Raw genomic sequence first — 17,754 nt, forward strand, 5'->3', positions numbered from 1 at the left:
TGATGTTATAATATTTTTGAAGGGAGTTGCCTTATGAAAAAAGATGATCGGCTCGACCGACTATTAATTAAATATATTATTTTTATTGCTTTTATTATCTTAATTTTACTTAACCATCAAGTCATTCTTGCTTTTTTCCGTACTGCTTTGAATGTCCTCAAACCCATTTTTATTGGTGGGGTCCTGGCCTTTATTTTTAATATTATTATGAAGCAAATTGAGAAAATTTATTTTACAAAATCGGATGCAAAATGGGTTAAAAAGACCCGGCGTCCGGTCTCCTTACTCTTGGCGATTATTACCGTGCTGCTTGTTTTGGTTTTTGTCCTAAATCTGGTGATTCCGCAATTAGTGTCGGTCGTCTTAGAAATTGTCAATGCGATTCCTAAGTTGGTCGACCAAGTTCAACGTTTTATTGTCGACCATGAGGATTTCTTCCCACCCTTGGCTCAAGCCGCCGAAAACTTTGACATTCAAAATATTACGGGTCGTTTGGTAGAATTCTTAAATAATCTCTCACAAAATCTCATTGGTAGGACTGTAGCGACGATTACTACGACTTTAAGTGGAATCGTGAATGGAATCTTAGCTCTCATGTTAGCTATTTATATTCTCCTTTCTAAAGAGAAGTTGGCTGAACAATTTAACCGCTTAGGCCAAGCCTACCTACCAGCAATCTGGTGTCGTCGTCTCCATTATGTCTTAGACGTAGCCAACCGGTCTTTTACAGGTTTTATCGGAGGACAATTAATTGAAGCCCTCATTATTGGGTCGCTAGTATCAATTGGGATGATGATTTTCCGTTTTCCCTATCCAAGTATGATTGGAGCCTTAACGGGTGTGACAGCGGTGATTCCTGTTCTAGGTGCCTATATTTCTGGGGTAGTCGGTTTTCTCTTAATCTCAGTTCAGTCTCCTTTACAGGGCTTAGCCTTTCTGGTTTTCATTATAGTGTTACAACAAATCGAGGGTAATATTATTTATCCAAAAGTAGTTGGCGGTAAACTAGGTCTACCAGCCTTATGGATATTAGCGGCTGTCACAGTTGGCGGTGGTTTATTTGGAATTATGGGAATGCTTTTCGCCGTACCAATTACTTCTACCTTGTATACCTTGATTAAAAATGATGTGGCTTATCGTGAAGCGCAAATGCAACCGATAAAATAAATTGTCTAAAAGTACTTGAGAGGAGAGACCTATGTTATTTTTTTTCTTTCTCGGAATATTACTTGTGGTAACCGCAATTTTTATTCGCCCCTCATGGCTTTTTGGTATTTTATCCCTAGTTAGTTTTGCCGTATTTTTTGAAGTTTGGCAGAATGGCTGGAGTGATTATTTATTTTTTGTCGCTGGGATTTTTGTCCTTGTCTTAGAATTATTCACACCTACAGCCGGTCTCCTCGGCTTTGCAGGCTTAATTTTAGCTGGCTTTGGATTATACCAATCGATGTTGACCCTTGAATACTTTTTGACCCTAATGGTGCTTGCTTTAATCTTTGCTGGTTTTCTTACCTACGCTTACTTAAGGGGTGGTAAAGAACCAGTCATGGCGGGCAGCTTAGTTTTAAACCTGAGCTTGAACCAAAAATCTGGTTATTCCAGTCACGATGATTTAAGTAATTTGATAGGAGCTCGTGGTCGGGTTCTTAATGATCTTCGTCCCGTCGGGCGGGTAGATTTCTCTGGGGATTTTCGTCAGGCCATTAGTCAAGAAGATTTAATTCGCGCAGGCGAGTGGGTTCGAGTGGTCAAAGTTTCTGGTGCGCAGATTTATGTAAGGAAGGAAGTAGAAGATGGATATTAATATTGGGTTAGCTGTCGTTTTAGTCCTGATTTTATTTTTATTGATTTTATTTTTCCACTTTGTGCCTGTAGGCTTGTGGATTACCGCCTTTTTCTCTGGTGTAAAGATAGGAATTGGTGATTTGATTGGGATGCGGATCCGGCGTGTTTCACCAGCCATCATTGTTCAACCCTTGATTAAAGCCACCAAGGCAGGCTTGAGTCTAAATACCAACCAGTTAGAAGCTCATTACCTAGCCGGTGGGAACATTAACCAAGTTGTCGATTCATTAATTGCGGCGCAACGTGCAAATATTGACCTAGAATTTGAACAAGCAGCAGCCATTGATTTGGCAGGACGGAATGTTTTTGAGGCCGTTCAAGTATCGGTAAACCCTAAGGTGATTGAAACCCCAATTATTGCTGGGGTGGCTCGTAATGGGATCGAAGTAAAGGCCAAGGCTAAAGTAACGGTTCGTGCTAACATCGAACGATTAGTCGGTGGGGCAGGTGAAGAAACAATTATTGCCCGAGTTGGTGAAGGTATTGTTACCACGGTTGGTTCGGCCGAAACTCATTCGGTTGTTTTAGAAAATCCCGATTCAATTTCCCAAACTATCTTGCGTAAAGGGTTAGACTCTGGTACAGCCTTTGAAATCCTATCCATCGATATTGCGGATGTTGATGTCGGCCGGAATATTGGGGCTAAATTACAAGCAGACCAAGCGGTGGCTGATAAGAATGTAGCTCAAGCTAAAGCAGAAGAACGTCGGGCTTTTGCAGTGGCTGAAGAACAAGAAATGATTGCCGAAGTCCAACGGATGCGGGCTAGGGTCGTTGAAGCCGAATCTGAAGTGCCGCTTGCCTTAGCAGAGGCTTTCCGGGCAGGAAACTTAGGTGTGATGGATTATTATAACCTTAAGAATATTCAATCTGATACAAAGATGCGGGAAGCAATTGCTGAAAATGGAACGGATACTGATTCTGACAGTACCCAACAAATCCAAGAGTAGGTGAGAGGAATGCTTTTTGACAGATTTAAAGACTTGATCGATCAAGCAAATGTCCAGTTAGATGCTTTACAAGAGGAGTATAAACGTCAAGTGGCTGCGTCACGTTCACCCAAACATACGTTAAGACAAGAGTTAATTAATCTTAGTCAAAAAAAAGCCAAAACAAATCTAGTCCCTGCTTTAAATGATATTAAGGCAAAACATCGGGATCCACTTTTTAAAGAGGTTGATCAGTTATTAGATTTGGATTTAGCGGAATCCAAGGATTTAATGGCTCAAGTGGATGACCTCCTAGACCAAGACCTCAAGATAAAGGTGTCACAAAAGGTTCATAAGGCCAAGCGTGAGCTTAAGCAGTTGAAAAAAAAGCCTCAGCTGAGTGCAAAAGGTCCGGTTAAGCCGGTGACGGTTAAACGGAAAAAACAGGTTCCTAATATCCAACAGGCAGTCATTTGGTCTGAAATTTTAAATCCACCGCTTGCAAAGCGGTCTAAACGGTTTTAAGTGGATTAAATATAAAAAGCCAAATCAAACAGGAAAGGACTGAACGAAAAAAGTTCAGTCCTTTCCTGTTTGGCTTATTTTTGCAGAAAATTAAATTGGGCAAAGAACACTTCTAAATTAGATTTTGAGAAGTCCCAAGCTAGATTACTTTTCCAGGTTTGGTAGGAAGCAAGATTCCATTGGTGACTACTTTGGTGCCAAGCTTTGAGGAGTTGCCCCGTGATACCTTCTAATTTGCGGCGGGTTTCTGGGTCAGATTTACCAAAAACGCCTCTTAATTTATGGAGAAAATCACGGACAGACTTTTCTTTTTCCAGATCATTGAGGGTGGTATATTTCATTTGGTCGAGTAGTTGGAAGAGGTGTTCAACAAAAAAATCTAGATCTTCATTCGGAACTTGATCAACCCAAATTTTTAAGGCTTGGTCCATTATCTGACTTAACCGTGAATTTTTTGGACAAGGGATAAAGGCTTGGTCTTGAACCCGCCAAAGTTTACAATCGTGTTGGGAAAAACCTCGTTGATGACTTTTTATAATGGTGGGATGACAGTCATGAAAAAGCATATAACCAACTAAGGAGTCTTCTGGGACAATGCGTTTGATTTTTCGGCGTACCCGCTTATAAGCTTGGCTCTTTAAAATGATAGCTTGTAAACCGGGACTATCTAAACAATAAATGGATTGGATACGGTCTTGATAATATTGTTTGGAGAAGACCGCTGCAAAGAGGGCAAGATTGCCACCTTTTGAGTGACCAACTAAGATATATTTTCCATGACTGTGGCTTTGGGCAAAATTTTCAAAATAATCCCGGGCCGCCAGTTGCGCTGGGACAGTTTCCTGGTAGGCCATTTTTAAATCTTCTTTCCAACCAATCAGGGTATCGTCAGTGCCACGGTAGGAAATGAGACTTAAATCTTCTTTTAATTGGAAGGTCATGGCACAAAACTGCATTTCTCTGTCTGGGTCAATGACTTCGGTGAAATTTTGACAAATTATGTTGGCAAAGCGAGGGCTATTAGCTAGTGTATAAAACAGCTTGAGCCGGTCCGGCGTGGTTAAGAAAGGATTATCTACAATATGGACACTTTCGTTTAGATTGAAGGCATGGCAAAGATCGATTAGAGTCCAACGATCTTTTTGTTGGAAGTAGAGATTGAAGGGGAGATAGACTAATTCATTGAGTGCAACGATATCCAGGTCATTCAAGGGTCTTTGCCAGAAGGTATCTGTACCCCAGTCTTTGAGATAATGATTAATGATGTCCATAAGCAACTCCTTTAAGGTAATATAATAAATCGGGTGAAAGACTTGATATCTGGTTAGGACTATTGTACAATAAAAAGCGGTCTTATGGCCAATACACACGCTTATGGTTAAGTTCTAGGGTGCTTCTTACGGGAGTCTAGGTCTTTTATGCGATAAGCGGAGGAAAATAACCAAATGGAGGAATGAAAAAATGGCAGTAATTTCTATGAAACAATTGCTTGAAGCTGGTGTTCACTTTGGACATCAAACACGTCGTTGGAACCCTAAAATGAAAAAGTATATCTTTACTGAACGTAACGGTATCTATATCATTGACTTACAAAAAACAGTGAAGTTAGTGGATCAAGCTTATAACTTTATGCGTGACAACTCAGCTGATGGTGGTGTGGTACTTTTTGTTGGGACTAAGAAACAAGCTCAACAAGCTATCCAAGAAGCCGCTGAACGCTCAGGTCAATACTACATTAACCATCGTTGGTTAGGTGGTTTATTAACTAACTGGGAAACTATCCAACAATCAATTCGTCGTCTTAAATCAATCGAAAAGATGGAAGAAGATGGCACGTTTGATTTACTTCCTAAGAAAGAAGTGCTTCAATTACGTAAAGAATTAGCTCGTCTTGAACAAAACTTAGGTGGTATCAAAGATATGCCACGGATTCCAGATGTAATCTTTGTGGTTGACCCTCGTAAAGAACAAATTGCGGTTAAAGAAGCTCATACCTTAAATATCCCAGTGGTAGCTATGGTTGATACTAACTGTGATCCAGATGAAATCGATGCTGTTATCCCATCAAACGATGACGCAATCCGCGCAATCAAATTGATTGCTAACACTATGGCTGAAGCCGTAATCGAATCTAACCAAGGTCAAGCTGAAGAAAGTACTGAAGAAGAAGCTTCTGATAAAGAATTCTTCGACAACTTATTCGAAAAAGAAGAAACAGCAGATGCTGAATAATTAATTAATCAAACTATCTTAATACAGGGTTGATCACGGGTTCTGCCTACGCCTGTGTTAAGATAGCTTTTTTATTGTAAAAGAATGGTCACTGACTATTGTCTTTGTTATAATATGCTACAGAAGGATATAAGGAGGAAGTATTTTAATGTCAAAAATTTCTGCAAAACAAGTTAAAGAATTACGTGATATGACCGGTGTAGGTATGATGGATGCTAAGAATGCCTTAGTTGAAACTGATGGCGATATGGATGCAGCCGTAGATTTCCTACGGACTAAAGGTCTAGCTAAAGCTGCAAAGAAAGCTGACCGTATTGCAGCTGAAGGTTTAACTGCTACTTATGTTGACGGCAATACTGCTGCAATCGTTGAAGTTAACTCAGAAACAGACTTCGTATCTAAGAATGAAAAATTCCAAGACCTAGTAGCTACCATTGTTAAAGCAGTCGCTGAAAATAAACCTGCTGACATTGAAGCAGCTAAAGCAATTGAAATTGATGGTAAAACCATTGATACTATTGTGACTGAAGCTACGACAGTTATCGGTGAAAAATTAGACTTCCGTCGTTTCGCAGTTTTAACTAAAGAAGATGCTGATGTTTTTGGTGAATACGTTCATGCGGGTGGTTCAATTTCTGCTATCGTTAAAATCACTGGCGCTAGCAATGAAGCGGTTGCTAAAGATGTCGCAATGCACGTGGCTGCCATCAACCCTCGTTATGTAAATCCTGATCAAGTAGATGCTGAAGTATATGAACATGAAAAACAAGTTCAAACTGAAAAATCTTTAGCTGAAGGGAAACCAGCCAATATCGTTGAAAAAATGGTTCAAGGTCGGATGCATAAATTCTTAGCCGAAATCTCATTAACTGAACAAGATTTCATTAAAGAACCAGACTTATCTGTTTCTAAATATGTAACAGCTAATGGTGGCGGTCAAATTGATTCATTCGTTCGTTTCCAAGTGGGCGAAGGCATTGAAAAACGTCAAGACAACTTCGCAGATGAAGTTGCAGCTCAAATGAAAAAATAATTTTTAACTTTGGCCCCTACGGGGGCCTTTTTGGGAGCGGGCCAAAGTTGAAATTATCAGATTTTCAATTTGTCTGCCCGCCCCCGCACAGCCGATTAGGACGAAACAAGGGCAGAGCACCGAAGTTTCATCCAATCGGCTACTGCGTTTAAGTAGATGTTTTTATAAATAACTGTAGCAACCGATGCTTTTTGCACAGTCTTCTTTTATAAAAGCATGACCTTAAGAAAGGAAAACTTATGACAAACGAAGCGATTAAATATAAACGCATCGTCCTAAAATTGAGTGGCGAAGCCATTGCTGGAGAAAAAGGCTTTGGGATTGACCCTGCTACAATTAAGACGATGGTAGCTGAATTAAAAAAAGTATATGAATTAGGTACGGAAATTTGTATCGTTGTGGGTGGCGGTAATATCTGGCGGGGCAATATTGGCCAAGAAATGGGTATGGAACGCGCTCAAGCTGATTATATGGGTATGTTAGCGACTGTTATGAATGCCTTAGCCTTGCAAGATGTGCTTGAAAATGCAGGTGTGCCAACTCGAGTTCAAACTTCAATTGAAATGCGCCAAATTGCTGAACCTTATATTCGGCGTAAGGCAACCCGCCACTTAGAAAAAGGCCGGGTGGTTATTTTCGCAGGCGGAACAGGTAACCCATACTTCACGACTGATACCACAGCAGCTCTACGTGCTGCTGAAATTGATGCCGATGTAATTTTGATGGCTAAGAATAATGTGGATGGTGTTTACAATGCCGATCCTAATGTTGATGCAAACGCCACTAAATATGATAACTTGACTCACTTAGATGTAATTGCTAAAGGCTTAAAAGTTATGGATTCAACTGCATCCTCATTATCAATGGATAATGATATTCCTTTAATTGTCTTTAATCTCAATGAACCCGGTAATATTGTACGGGTCGTTAAAGGTGAAAATATTGGAACGATTGTCCGTGGCCACTAAGTATAAAACAGAATAGTATTTTAGAGTTGGGCCTTGGCTCAACTCTTTTTTTACAAGCTCAGCTGTTAAGTGAGACAAAAAGAATAGTTAGCCAGGAAATGAGATTCAATCAAAACAATTTGAAAAATTCGTCGGCGATTGCTAGAACATCATTTTGTCTTAACAGATTTTTTATGTTATAATTAATTGATAAATAAAGCAGGAGGATGTCATTATGGCAGATACAATTTTAAAAGAAACGAAAGACCGCATGGCCAAATCTGTCGAAGCTTTCTCACGAGAATTAGCTTCTATCCGTGCAGGTGTTGCCAATGCAAGTATCTTAGATCGGATTCAAGTCACTTATTATGGAGTACCAACACCATTAAATCAATTAGCTAGTATTACTGTGCCAGAAGCACGGATGCTTTTGGTGACACCTTATGATAAATCGTCAACCACCGAGATTGAAAAAGCCATTTTACAATCTGATGTAGGGATTAACCCGACCTCAGATGGAGATGTGATTCGCCTAGTTATCCCAGCCTTGACTAAAGAGCGACGGGAAGAATTGGTGAAAGTTGTCGGTAAAGAAAACGAAACTGCTAAAATCTCAATCCGTAATATTCGTCGTGATCAAATTGATGCGGCTAAAAAATTAGAAAAGAATAATGAATTAACTGAAGATGATGTGAAAGATTATGAAAAACAAATCCAAGCGATCACTGATGAAAAGGTTAAAGAATTAGATGCTTTAGCTAAGGCTAAAGAAGATGAAATTATGAATAATTAGGAATTTACTTCCTAAGAGACAAACAGGATACCATTCAGATTACGCTTATATTGAGCAGAAAGTCATGGTTTATCTTGTTTGTTTTTTAGTCTAATTAGATCTTTTGCTAATGGTTAGATGGCCCAGCTCATAGTCTTCTTTAAGAAAATGTAAAATGGCTAGAAAAAACAATATGCTTTAAGTATAATAGATTCTAAGTGTAGTAAGAAGGAGAGTCTTATGGATAATAAATTTAAAGCAATTCCCAACCATGTGGCCATTATCATGGATGGCAATGGGCGTTGGGCAAAGAAACGTTTGCTGCCGCGGGTTGCTGGCCACCATCAAGGAGCTCAGACGATTAAGAAAGTGGCGAAGCGTGCCAATCAATTAGGAATTAAGGTTCTTTCACTGTATGCTTTTTCAACTGAAAATTGGGGTCGTCCTGAAAAAGAAGTTAAGTTCTTAATGGATTTACCCAAGGAGTTTTTTAAAACCTATCTTCCTGAGTTGATGGAAGAGGGGGTTAAATTAGAAGTTATGGGTGATTTATCTACCTTGCCAAGTGCAACTAGAGAAATTATTGAAACTGCCTTAGACCAAACCAAGCATAATACGGGTTTGATCTTGAATTTTCTTATCAATTATGGCGGACGTCAAGAAATTACTAAAGCAATGCAAGCCATTGGTCAAGAAATTCAAGCTGGACGAATCCAAGCAGACCAGGTGGATGAAACTTATATAGAACAACACCTAATGTCAGCTAAATTAGGAGCTTATGCCCAACCAGATTTAATGATTCGGACGAGTGGTGAGGAACGGTTATCTAATTTTCTCTTATGGCAAGTGGCTTATAGCGAATTTTATTTCACCAATACTCTTTGGCCGGATTTTGATGCCGAGGCTTTAGATTTGGCAATTCAAGAATATGGTCAAAGGCAACGTCGTTATGGTAAAGTACTTTAAAAGATAAGGGGGAGTTATATGAAAGTCAGAGTTCGTTCAGCTTGGCTTGGCTTGGCTATTTTCTTACCCTTTATTATGTTAGGGCAGGGTTATTTTGCCTTTGCTATTGCTGTGATTGGTTTAGTATCACTTTATGAATTAGCCCGAATGGCTCAAATACAATACTTATCTTTGATTGGTGTAATATCTTCAATTGCATTACTTTCCATGCTTTTACCCCAATATTACACAAAGGTTTTACTAAGTCACCGATTAGACACTTCTTTATTTTTCTATTTATGTTGTTTGTTGTTGTTAGTCTTAACTGTCTTCAAACATCGCACCTTTAATTTTACTCAAGCGGCTATTTTGATATTAGGGGCACTTTACATTGGGTCTGGCTTCCGTTATTTAATCATTATACGTGATATGGGCCTAGCTACCTTAGCTTTCGTGTTTGTCGTGATTTGGTCAACGGATATTGGTGCATACTTAGTCGGGCGTAAATTTGGAAAACACTTATTAGCGCCTGAAATCTCACCCAAGAAAACCGTTGAGGGTATGGTGGGAGGAACTGCAACCTCTTTATTGGTGTCACTCTTATTTCTATGGATTTTCCCAGTAAACCATAGTCAAATGCAGTATATTCCTATTTTAATCATCCTGATTTCGATTTTTGGTCAATTAGGAGATTTAGTGGAATCAGCCTACAAACGTCATTATAATGTCAAAGATTCTGGTAAAATTCTACCAGGTCATGGAGGTTTTTTAGACCGGTTTGATTCAACCCTATTTGCATCAATTTTGATGATGGTGTGGATGAATTTAATGCACTAGTCTAGCTAACTTGGTTCAAAAACCAACTAGTGTAAAATATATTCTGTAATTAATTAAAGTCTGAGCGAAAATGGCTCAAGTGATTAGAAAGTGTGTGTCCATGAAAACACTATTAGTATTTTTATTAATCTTTTCAATTATTGTTGTAATCCATGAATTTGGCCATTTTTATTTTGCGCGACGGGCAGGAATTCGTGTCCGTGAGTTTTCAATTGGAATGGGTCCAAAATTATTTGCCCACCAAGGTAAAGACCATACAGCTTATACTATTCGGATGTTACCTTTAGGGGGCTATGTCCGGCTAGCGGGATTAAATGAAGAGGAAGACCTACAAGCGGGGATGGAAGTTTCCCTAGCTTTTAATGACCAAAATCAAGTGACTTTGATTAATAAGTCCAAAAAGAGTGGTCAAGATGAATTACCCGTCCGGATCAATGATTTTGACCTCTTGGATGACTTAACGATCGAAGCGATTCCGGTGGGCCAAGATGTAATGCAAACTTATTCCGTGTCTGACCAAGCCCTGCTCGTTGAAGAAGATGGCACCAAGATTCCTCTAGCTCCTCGGAGCATGCGTTATGAGTCTGCTTCAGTGTGGCATAAGTTTCTAACAAATATGGCGGGCCCTTTAAACAACTTTATTCTTTCAATTTTAATTTATACGCTTATTGCCTTTTTATTACCAGGTGTGCCAGTGGGGACTACCAGTGGAGAGAGTCAACCAGTTGTGGGTCAAGTATCACAGAATTCACCGGCAGCTGCGGCTGGCTTACAAGCAGATGATGAGATTAAGGCCATTAATGGCCAAACCATTGAGACTTGGGAGCAATTGACCCAAACTATTCAAGACAATGGTGCCAAAGAATTAAGCCTTACGGTTGAAAGGGCGGGTAAGGATGTCCAAGTCCAATTAACGCCTGAAAAGGCGGACAATGATGGGGGCGACCCAAACCGCTTAGTCATTGGGATTATGCAAAAGTCTAATGTAAGTTATGATTCTTCTTTAGGCGCCCGTTTAACCTATGGTTTTACCCAAACTTGGGCGGTTGTGACTGGGATTTTTGGAGTTCTAGGCTCTATGTTAGTCTCTGGTTTTAAGCTTGATAATTTTGGCGGACCAATTGCGATGGCGCAAATGACTAACCAGGTTGTCTCCTATGGTTTTACAACGATTTTATCATTTATGGCTTATATATCTGCCAACTTAGGCGTCTTTAATCTATTACCAATTCCAGCCTTGGATGGGGGCAAGATCCTCCTTAACCTAGTAGAGGCGGTCCGAGGTAAACCGCTAAGCCAATCAAAAGAAGGCATTATTACCCTGGTAGGGGTCTTTATCCTTTTTGTCTTTATGATTGCGGTCACTTGGAATGACATTCAACGCGCATTTTTTAATTAAGCTAAACAAATAATAAAGGGACAAGTGATCGATTCCCCGGGAATCTAATTTGTCCTTTTATACTGTACAAATGGAGGCAAACATGAGAGATAAGCGACATTTATTTGAAGTTTTATTACAACAGCTTCAAATTAAGGAAGAGAATATCTTACAACAACTAGAAGATGTAGAACTCGAACGGGTTGATGTGATTGCCAACCAAGGTGACTGGCATTTTTATTTGCGCAGTCCCCAAAGAGTTCATCCGGAAGTCTATCAAATATTTCACGCCCATATGTTAGATGCCTTCCAGGGTATCGCAAGTATTGAAATTCACTGGGCCTTTGCCCAAGATAACTTGGATGATGACTTACTCCAACACTATTGGTTTGCCGTCTATTCTGTCTTAGGTAGAGAAAAGCCAATAATTAAAGCAGCCCTTGCCCATGCCAACTTCTCTTATGAAGCGGGGGTCTTAGCGATTGCCTTACCCGGCCAAGCTCAATTAGAAACGGTGAAGGGTAAGTATGATGCCTTATTCAAACAGCGTCTCCACCAGGTCGCCATTGACAACTTAGAAATCAAGTATTTTGTCGATCAAGCTTTACAGAATCAACAAGTGGAGCATTTTATGGAGCTTCAGGAACAAGCGGAACAGGAATCTCTAGTCGCAGCGCTTGAGGCCCAAGAAAAACGGCAGGAACAGGTGGCCCAAGAAGAAGCGGCGGCCGACCGCCAAGATATTGGTCGGGATATTCCCAAGGATGCAGAAATTATCCCAATTATCGATTTGGAAAACCACCAATATCGGTCTGTCACTGAAGGTTATATCTTTAAGAAAGAGTTAATTAGCCTGCGGTCAGGTGCGACGCTATGTGTCATGATGATTACCGACTATACATCTTCTGTACAGGTTAAACTATTGTCAGGGAAACGGATTAAGGTAGAACAATTTGATCTCTATAATGTGGGCGATTGGGTCCGCCTGGAAGGGGATATGATCCCAGATAACTTCTCCTCCGAATTATACTTAAGACCGCGTTCCATTCGCCTAATTAAGAAGGCCAAACGTCAAGATAAGGCACCTGACGGACAAAAACGGGTCGAGTTGCATGCCCATACCCAAATGTCGACCTTAGATGCGACCAATTCAGCTAAGGATATTATTAAACAAGCGGCAGCCTGGGGCCATCCGGCAGTTGCTATTACTGACCATGCAACTGTCCAAGCTTTTCCAGAAGCCTATCATGCGGCCCAAGATAATAATATTAAAGTCATTTATGGGGTCGAAGCTTACTTGGTCAATGATGGTGAACCGGTAGCTTATAACCCGAAAGAAATCGCCTTAAAAGAAGCGACCTATGTAGTTTTTGACGTGGAAACGACAGGTTTATCCTCCGTCTACGACAAGATTATTGAGTTAGCGGCAGTTAAGATGAAAGAAGGTCAAGTAATCGATACCTTCGAGGCCTTTATCAATCCTAACCAACCCCTCTCCTCTTTTACGACGGAATTGACTGGGATTACCAATGCCATGGTCGAGGGTGCTCCCCAAGAAGATGTGGTCTTAAAAGATTTTTATGATTTTTCTCAAAATACAATCTTAGTAGCCCATAATGCTTCCTTTGATATCGGCTTCCTCAATAAGGGGTATGAACGAATAGGCATTGAAAATACCCCTATACCCGTGATTGATACCCTGGAATTATCGCGGATGGTTAATCCGCATTTGAAATCCCACCGCTTAAATACCCTGGCTAAACGCTATGGGGTTAATCTTGAACAACACCACCGGGCTGTTTATGATTCAGAGACTACCGGTTATTTGATGTATAAACTGCTTGATCAAGCGCTGGCTGATTTTGGGATGGAATATCATCACCAGTTAAATAATCAATTGGGGCAAGGGGATGCCTTTAAGCAAGCCCGCCCGATGCATGCCACCCTCTTAGTTAAGGAAAAAGATGGGCTTAAGGATTTATTCCGTTTGGTTTCAGAATCAAATATCCACTATTATCATCGGGTCCCTCGGGTGCCGCGGTCAATTTTGAATAAATACCGTCAGCACTTATTAGTAGGAACGGCATGTTCCGAAGGGGAAGTCTTTACTGCCATGATGCAGAAGGGATACGATGAAGCCAAGGAATTAGCCAAATACTATGACTTCATTGAAATCATGCCGAAGGGTGCCTATTTACCTCTTTTACATGATGAAAATATTCACTCGGAAAAAGAATTAGAAGAAATCATTGCTAATCTTTACCGGATGGGCAAGGAATTAAATAAACCGGTGGTTGCAACCGGTAATGTTCATTATTTAGATGAAAAAGATGCCATCTACCGGGAGGTTGTCCAACGTTCTTTAAAAATTAACCAGTCACGTGACTTGGTATTACCCCAAGTTCACTTCCGGACCACGGATGAAATGCTGGCTGAATTTGCTTTTTTAGACGAAGAGATTGCCTATGAAGTGGTAGTGACTAACTCACAAGCAATTGCTGATTCAATTGAAACAATCAAAGTAGTCAAAGACGAACTGTATGCTCCCCGGATTGAAGGGGCTGAGGATGAAATTACCCAGCTAACCTATCAACGGGCCCATGAATTGTACGGCCAAGACTTACCTGAAATTGTTGAAAAACGGATTGAAAAAGAATTAAATTCTATCATTAATAATGGCTTTGCGATTATGTACTTGATTGCTCAAAAATTGGTACATAAATCCAATCAAGATGGTTATCTGGTTGGCTCGCGTGGGTCAGTCGGGTCAAGTTTGGTCGCGACATTTACAGGGATTACTGAGGTCAACCCCTTAGCCCCCCATTATCATTGTCCTAATTGTCAGTATTCAGAATTTTATACCCAAGGAGAATATGGGTCTGGCTTTGACTTGCCGGATAAGGCATGTCCTAAGTGTGGTGCCCAATTGGCCAAAGACGGTCATGATATTCCCTTCGAGACTTTCCTCGGTTTCAATGGCGATAAGGTTCCCGATATCGATTTGAACTTCTCGGGTGATTACCAGGCACAAGCTCATGCTTATACCAAGGTCCTCTTTGGTGAAGATTATGTGTATAAGGCGGGTACGATTGGTACAGTTGCGGCCAAAACGGCTTTAGGTTATGTCCGGGGTTATATAGAATCAGTGGGCCACCAATTACCCCAAGCAGAAAAAGAACGCCTAGCTTATGGAATTGAAGGGGTGCGGCGGACGACCGGACAACACCCGGGCGGGATTATCGTAATTCCAGATTATATGGATGTCTATGACTTTACCCCAATTCAGTATCCGGCCGATGATTCTTCGGCTGACTGGCGGACCACCCATTTTGATTTCCACTCGATTGATGCCAATGTCTTGAAACTCGATATCCTCGGACACGATGATCCGACCGTTATTCGGATGCTCCAAGACTTATCGGGTATCGATCCAACCACCATTCCAACGGATGACGCCGATGTGATGAAGCTTTTCTCTGGGACTGAAATTTTAGGGGTCACTCCAGAACAAATCTATTCAGATACGGGGACTTTAGGGATTCCTGAATTTGGGACTAACTTTGTCCGAGGGATGGTTTCAGAAACTAAACCTAAGACGTTTGCCGAGTTACTACAAATTTCTGGTTTGTCTCACGGTACCGATGTTTGGTTAGGCAATGCCCAAGAATTGATTAAGAATAATGTCGTGCCTCTAGCTAAAGTAATTGGTTGTCGGGATGATATTATGGTGACCTTAATTCAATGGGGCATGGAGGAAGCCTTGGCCTTTAAGATTATGGAACATGTCCGAAAGGGCAAGGGCATTCCGGATGATTGGCAAGATAAAATGCGGGAGGCCAAGGTACCTGAGTGGTATATTGATTCCTGTCTTAAAATTAAGTATATGTTCCCTAAAGCCCATGCAGCGGCTTATGTACTAATGGCTTTACGGGTGGCTTATTTTAAGGTACACCATCCTCTGTATTATTATTGTGCCTATTTCTCTGTCCGGGCTAAAGATGTGGATATTGTTGCCATGTACCAAGGTAAGGAAATGGTCAAACGACGGATTAAAGAAATTAACGAAAAAGGCAATGACGCTTCAAATAAAGAAAAGGAATTAATTGTAGAATTATATATTGCCAACGAAATGCTAGAACGGGGTTATCATTTTAAAATGGTCGATTTGGAAAAATCACAAGCCCGTAATTATGTCATTGAAGGCGATAGTCTGATTCCACCTTTTAAAACGATTCCTGGTTTGGGAGCGTCAGTGGCCGACCAGATTGTGCAGGCCCGGAGCGAAGCTAGCTTTTTATCTAAAGAAGATTTAAGTAAACGGGGTAAGGTGTCTAAATCCTTAATCGATTATATGACCGAACAAGGGATTATTAATCACTTGCCAGACGAAGATCAATTGAGTCTTTTCTAGCTAGCTTATTTAACCTGCTGCGCAAGCGGCTTTGCTTGTCTTTTCTAATAAAGTATGGTATATTTATGATAGTAAATAGTGACTGAGAGGCAGTGAGCGGGTTACCGCTCGCTGTTTTATGTTTATAAGGTGAGAGGTGAAGAATGAGTACTGTTTTAGAAAAAGTAAGACCCATTATTGAAGAGACGGTTGCAGCCAATGATTGTCGGTTAGTTGATTTAGAATATCTTAAAGAAGGTCCTAATTGGTATCTTAGAGTATACGCCGATAAAGACGGCGGGATTGACTTAGATGACTGTGCTTTTATCAGTGAGAAGTTAAGTGAGGCGCTCGATTTAATCAAACCAGATCCTTTTCCTAAGTCTTATTATTTAGAAGTTTCTTCACCAGGAGCTGAACGTCCTTTGAAGACAGCGGCTGATATTGAGGCGGCAGTGGGCGAATATGTTCATTTTGACTATTATGTACCCCAATATGGTGAGAAATTCCATGAAGGCAACTTGCTAGCTGTGGAAGATACACTTTATCGTATTGAAGTCAAAGACAAGACCCGTCGCAAAGAACTTGAAATTGATAAGAAGGCGGTTGCTAAAGCGCGTCTAGCGATTGAATTTTAATAAGGTTAGGAGATAGAAATGAGTAAAGAATTAGTTCAAGCCATGCAGGTATTAGAAGAAGAAAAAGGTATCTCTGCAGATGTCATCAAAGATGCTTTAGAATCTGCCTTGGTTTTAGCTTATAAACGGAATTATGACCAATCCCAAAATGTGGAAGTGGTCTTTAATGCGGATAAGGGAACGATAAAGGTCTTCCAAGTGAAAAAAGTTGTGGAAGAAGTTAATGATCCTAATGAAGAAATCGCCCTCAGTGATGCGCTTGATATTCATAAAGCCTATGAATTAGATGACACCATCAAATTTGAAATTACCCCTAAAGATTTCGGACGGATTGCAACCCAAACAGCCAAGCATGTTATTTTGCAACGCTTACGGGAAGCAGAACGTAATATTGTTTATGATGAGTATATTCAATATGAAGATGAAATTTTGAATGGCACGGTAGAACGCCAAGACAATCGCTTTATCTATATAAACTTAGGCAAGATTGAAGCGGTCATGCCAGTGCGGGAACAAATTCCAACAGAAGAATTAACCATGGATCAACGGGTGAAAGTGTATGTTTCTAAAGTCGACAAAACCAATCGTGGGCCACAAATTATTGTATCGCGGGCACATGCTAACTTCTTACGTCGGCTCTTTGAAAACGAAGTGCCTGAAATTTTCAACGGGATTGTAGAAATCATGTCCATTGCTCGTGAAGCAGGTGACCGGTCTAAGGTGGCTGTACGGTCTCAAGATAGTCAAATCGATCCAATCGGTACCTGTGTCGGAGCAGGGGGAGAACGGGTTAATACAATTGTGGCCGAACTTAATGGGGAAAATATTGATATTGTTGAGTATGATGATGATCCCGCTCAATTTATCAAAAATGCAATGAGCCCTTCACAAGTCATTGATGTCGTCTTCAATGATCCTGAAAATCCTAACCACTGTATCGTGGTAGTGCCTGATTATCAATTATCCCTCGCTATCGGTAAAAAAGGCCAAAATGCCCGTTTAGCTGCCCGTTTAACTGGTTACAAGATTGATATTAAGTCAGAAAGTGATTTCCGAGTTTACCAAGAAGAAATGGCCAACCAAGACCTAACGAGTCAGGAAGTCGATATGATGGAAGGTCAAGAAGTCCTAGCCGCAGATGCTAGTATGGTAGAAGATCCAGTGACTGAATCACTCGAAGTCGTCGAAAATATGGAGGAAAATCCAGACTTCGAAGATATTATTGAAGATGAAGAAGCTACTGAGTCAGATGAAATTTTAGACTAAGCTAATTGAGGAGCGAA

15 protein-coding genes are annotated in these 17,754 nt (G+C 40.6%); 14 read left to right on the plus strand and 1 reads right to left on the minus strand.

The features are described from left to right. Window positions 1-33: 33 nt before the first annotated feature. The 4 genes from G396_RS0109285 to G396_RS0109300 are packed head-to-tail and all read left to right on the plus strand — an operon-like array spanning window position 34 to window position 3,299. Window positions 34-1,167, plus strand: coding sequence for an AI-2E family transporter (locus tag G396_RS0109285; RefSeq protein ID WP_028125818.1), 1,134 nt, complete (start codon window positions 34-36; stop codon window positions 1,165-1,167). A gap of 31 nt (window positions 1,168-1,198) precedes the next feature. Then, a complete protein-coding gene (locus tag G396_RS0109290; RefSeq protein WP_028125819.1) occupies window positions 1,199-1,804 on the plus strand; it encodes an NfeD family protein in 606 nt (201 codons plus the stop codon). Then, window positions 1,794-2,795 carry a flotillin-like protein FloA gene (gene floA / locus G396_RS0109295; RefSeq protein WP_006418684.1) on the plus strand — a complete coding sequence of 334 codons (1,002 nt, stop codon included), beginning with the start codon at window positions 1,794-1,796 and terminating at the stop codon, window positions 2,793-2,795. Before G396_RS0109290 ends, floA begins: the two co-directional genes overlap by 11 nt. Window positions 2,796-2,804: 9 nt before the next feature. Beyond that, window positions 2,805-3,299 carry a hypothetical protein gene (locus G396_RS0109300; protein ID WP_028125820.1) on the plus strand — a complete coding sequence of 165 codons (495 nt, stop codon included), beginning with the start codon at window positions 2,805-2,807 and terminating at the stop codon, window positions 3,297-3,299. Between the two features lie 74 nt (window positions 3,300-3,373). On the opposite strand, the gene G396_RS0109305 is transcribed toward G396_RS0109300, so the two are convergent. Then, a complete protein-coding gene (locus G396_RS0109305; protein ID WP_028125821.1) occupies window positions 3,374-4,570 on the minus strand; it encodes an Mbeg1-like protein in 1,197 nt (398 codons plus the stop codon). Window positions 4,571-4,760: 190 nt separating this feature from the next. Here G396_RS0109305 and rpsB point away from each other — a divergent pair, with 190 nt between their 5' ends. The 10 genes from rpsB (at window position 4,761) to nusA (ending at window position 17,737) form a co-directional block, all read left to right on the plus strand. Then, the gene (rpsB, locus tag G396_RS0109310) at window positions 4,761-5,531 is read left to right on the plus strand and encodes a 30S ribosomal protein S2 (RefSeq protein ID WP_006418637.1); all 771 of its coding nucleotides are present in this window, start codon (window positions 4,761-4,763) and stop codon (window positions 5,529-5,531) included. A gap of 148 nt (window positions 5,532-5,679) precedes the next feature. Further along, window positions 5,680-6,564: a translation elongation factor Ts gene (gene tsf / locus G396_RS0109315; protein WP_006418648.1), complete on the plus strand. Its 885-nt coding sequence runs from the start codon at window positions 5,680-5,682 to the stop codon at window positions 6,562-6,564. A gap of 239 nt (window positions 6,565-6,803) precedes the next feature. After that, a complete protein-coding gene (gene pyrH / locus G396_RS0109320) occupies window positions 6,804-7,532 on the plus strand; it encodes a UMP kinase (RefSeq protein ID WP_006418645.1) in 729 nt (242 codons plus the stop codon). A gap of 214 nt (window positions 7,533-7,746) precedes the next feature. Beyond that, window positions 7,747-8,304, plus strand: a complete 558-nt coding sequence (gene frr, locus G396_RS0109325) for a ribosome recycling factor (protein WP_006418631.1) — start codon at window positions 7,747-7,749, stop codon at window positions 8,302-8,304. 219 nt (window positions 8,305-8,523) lie between these two features. Then, entirely contained in the window at window positions 8,524-9,249 is a 726-nt protein-coding gene (gene uppS, locus G396_RS0109330; protein WP_006418613.1) for an undecaprenyl pyrophosphate synthase, read from the plus strand. Between the two features lie 18 nt (window positions 9,250-9,267). Then, window positions 9,268-10,065, plus strand: coding sequence for a phosphatidate cytidylyltransferase (locus G396_RS0109335; protein WP_028125823.1), 798 nt, complete (start codon window positions 9,268-9,270; stop codon window positions 10,063-10,065). Between the two features lie 100 nt (window positions 10,066-10,165). Next, window positions 10,166-11,464: an RIP metalloprotease RseP gene (rseP, locus tag G396_RS0109340; RefSeq protein ID WP_006418646.1), complete on the plus strand. Its 1,299-nt coding sequence runs from the start codon at window positions 10,166-10,168 to the stop codon at window positions 11,462-11,464. Between the two features lie 82 nt (window positions 11,465-11,546). Beyond that, window positions 11,547-15,854 carry a PolC-type DNA polymerase III gene (locus G396_RS0109345; RefSeq protein WP_028125824.1) on the plus strand — a complete coding sequence of 1,436 codons (4,308 nt, stop codon included), beginning with the start codon at window positions 11,547-11,549 and terminating at the stop codon, window positions 15,852-15,854. 143 nt (window positions 15,855-15,997) lie between these two features. Further along, a complete protein-coding gene (gene rimP / locus G396_RS0109350) occupies window positions 15,998-16,471 on the plus strand; it encodes a ribosome maturation factor RimP (RefSeq protein WP_006418632.1) in 474 nt (157 codons plus the stop codon). 18 nt (window positions 16,472-16,489) lie between these two features. Next, window positions 16,490-17,737 (plus strand): transcription termination factor NusA, encoded by a 1,248-nt coding sequence (gene nusA / locus G396_RS0109355; protein WP_028125825.1) that lies wholly within the window; start codon window positions 16,490-16,492, stop codon window positions 17,735-17,737. The last annotated feature ends 17 nt before the right edge of the window (window positions 17,738-17,754 follow it).

Origin of the sequence: Eremococcus coleocola DSM 15696 (assembly GCF_000428865.1) — a bacterium.
Taxonomy (GTDB): Bacteria; Bacillota; Bacilli; order Lactobacillales; family Aerococcaceae; genus Eremococcus; species Eremococcus coleocola.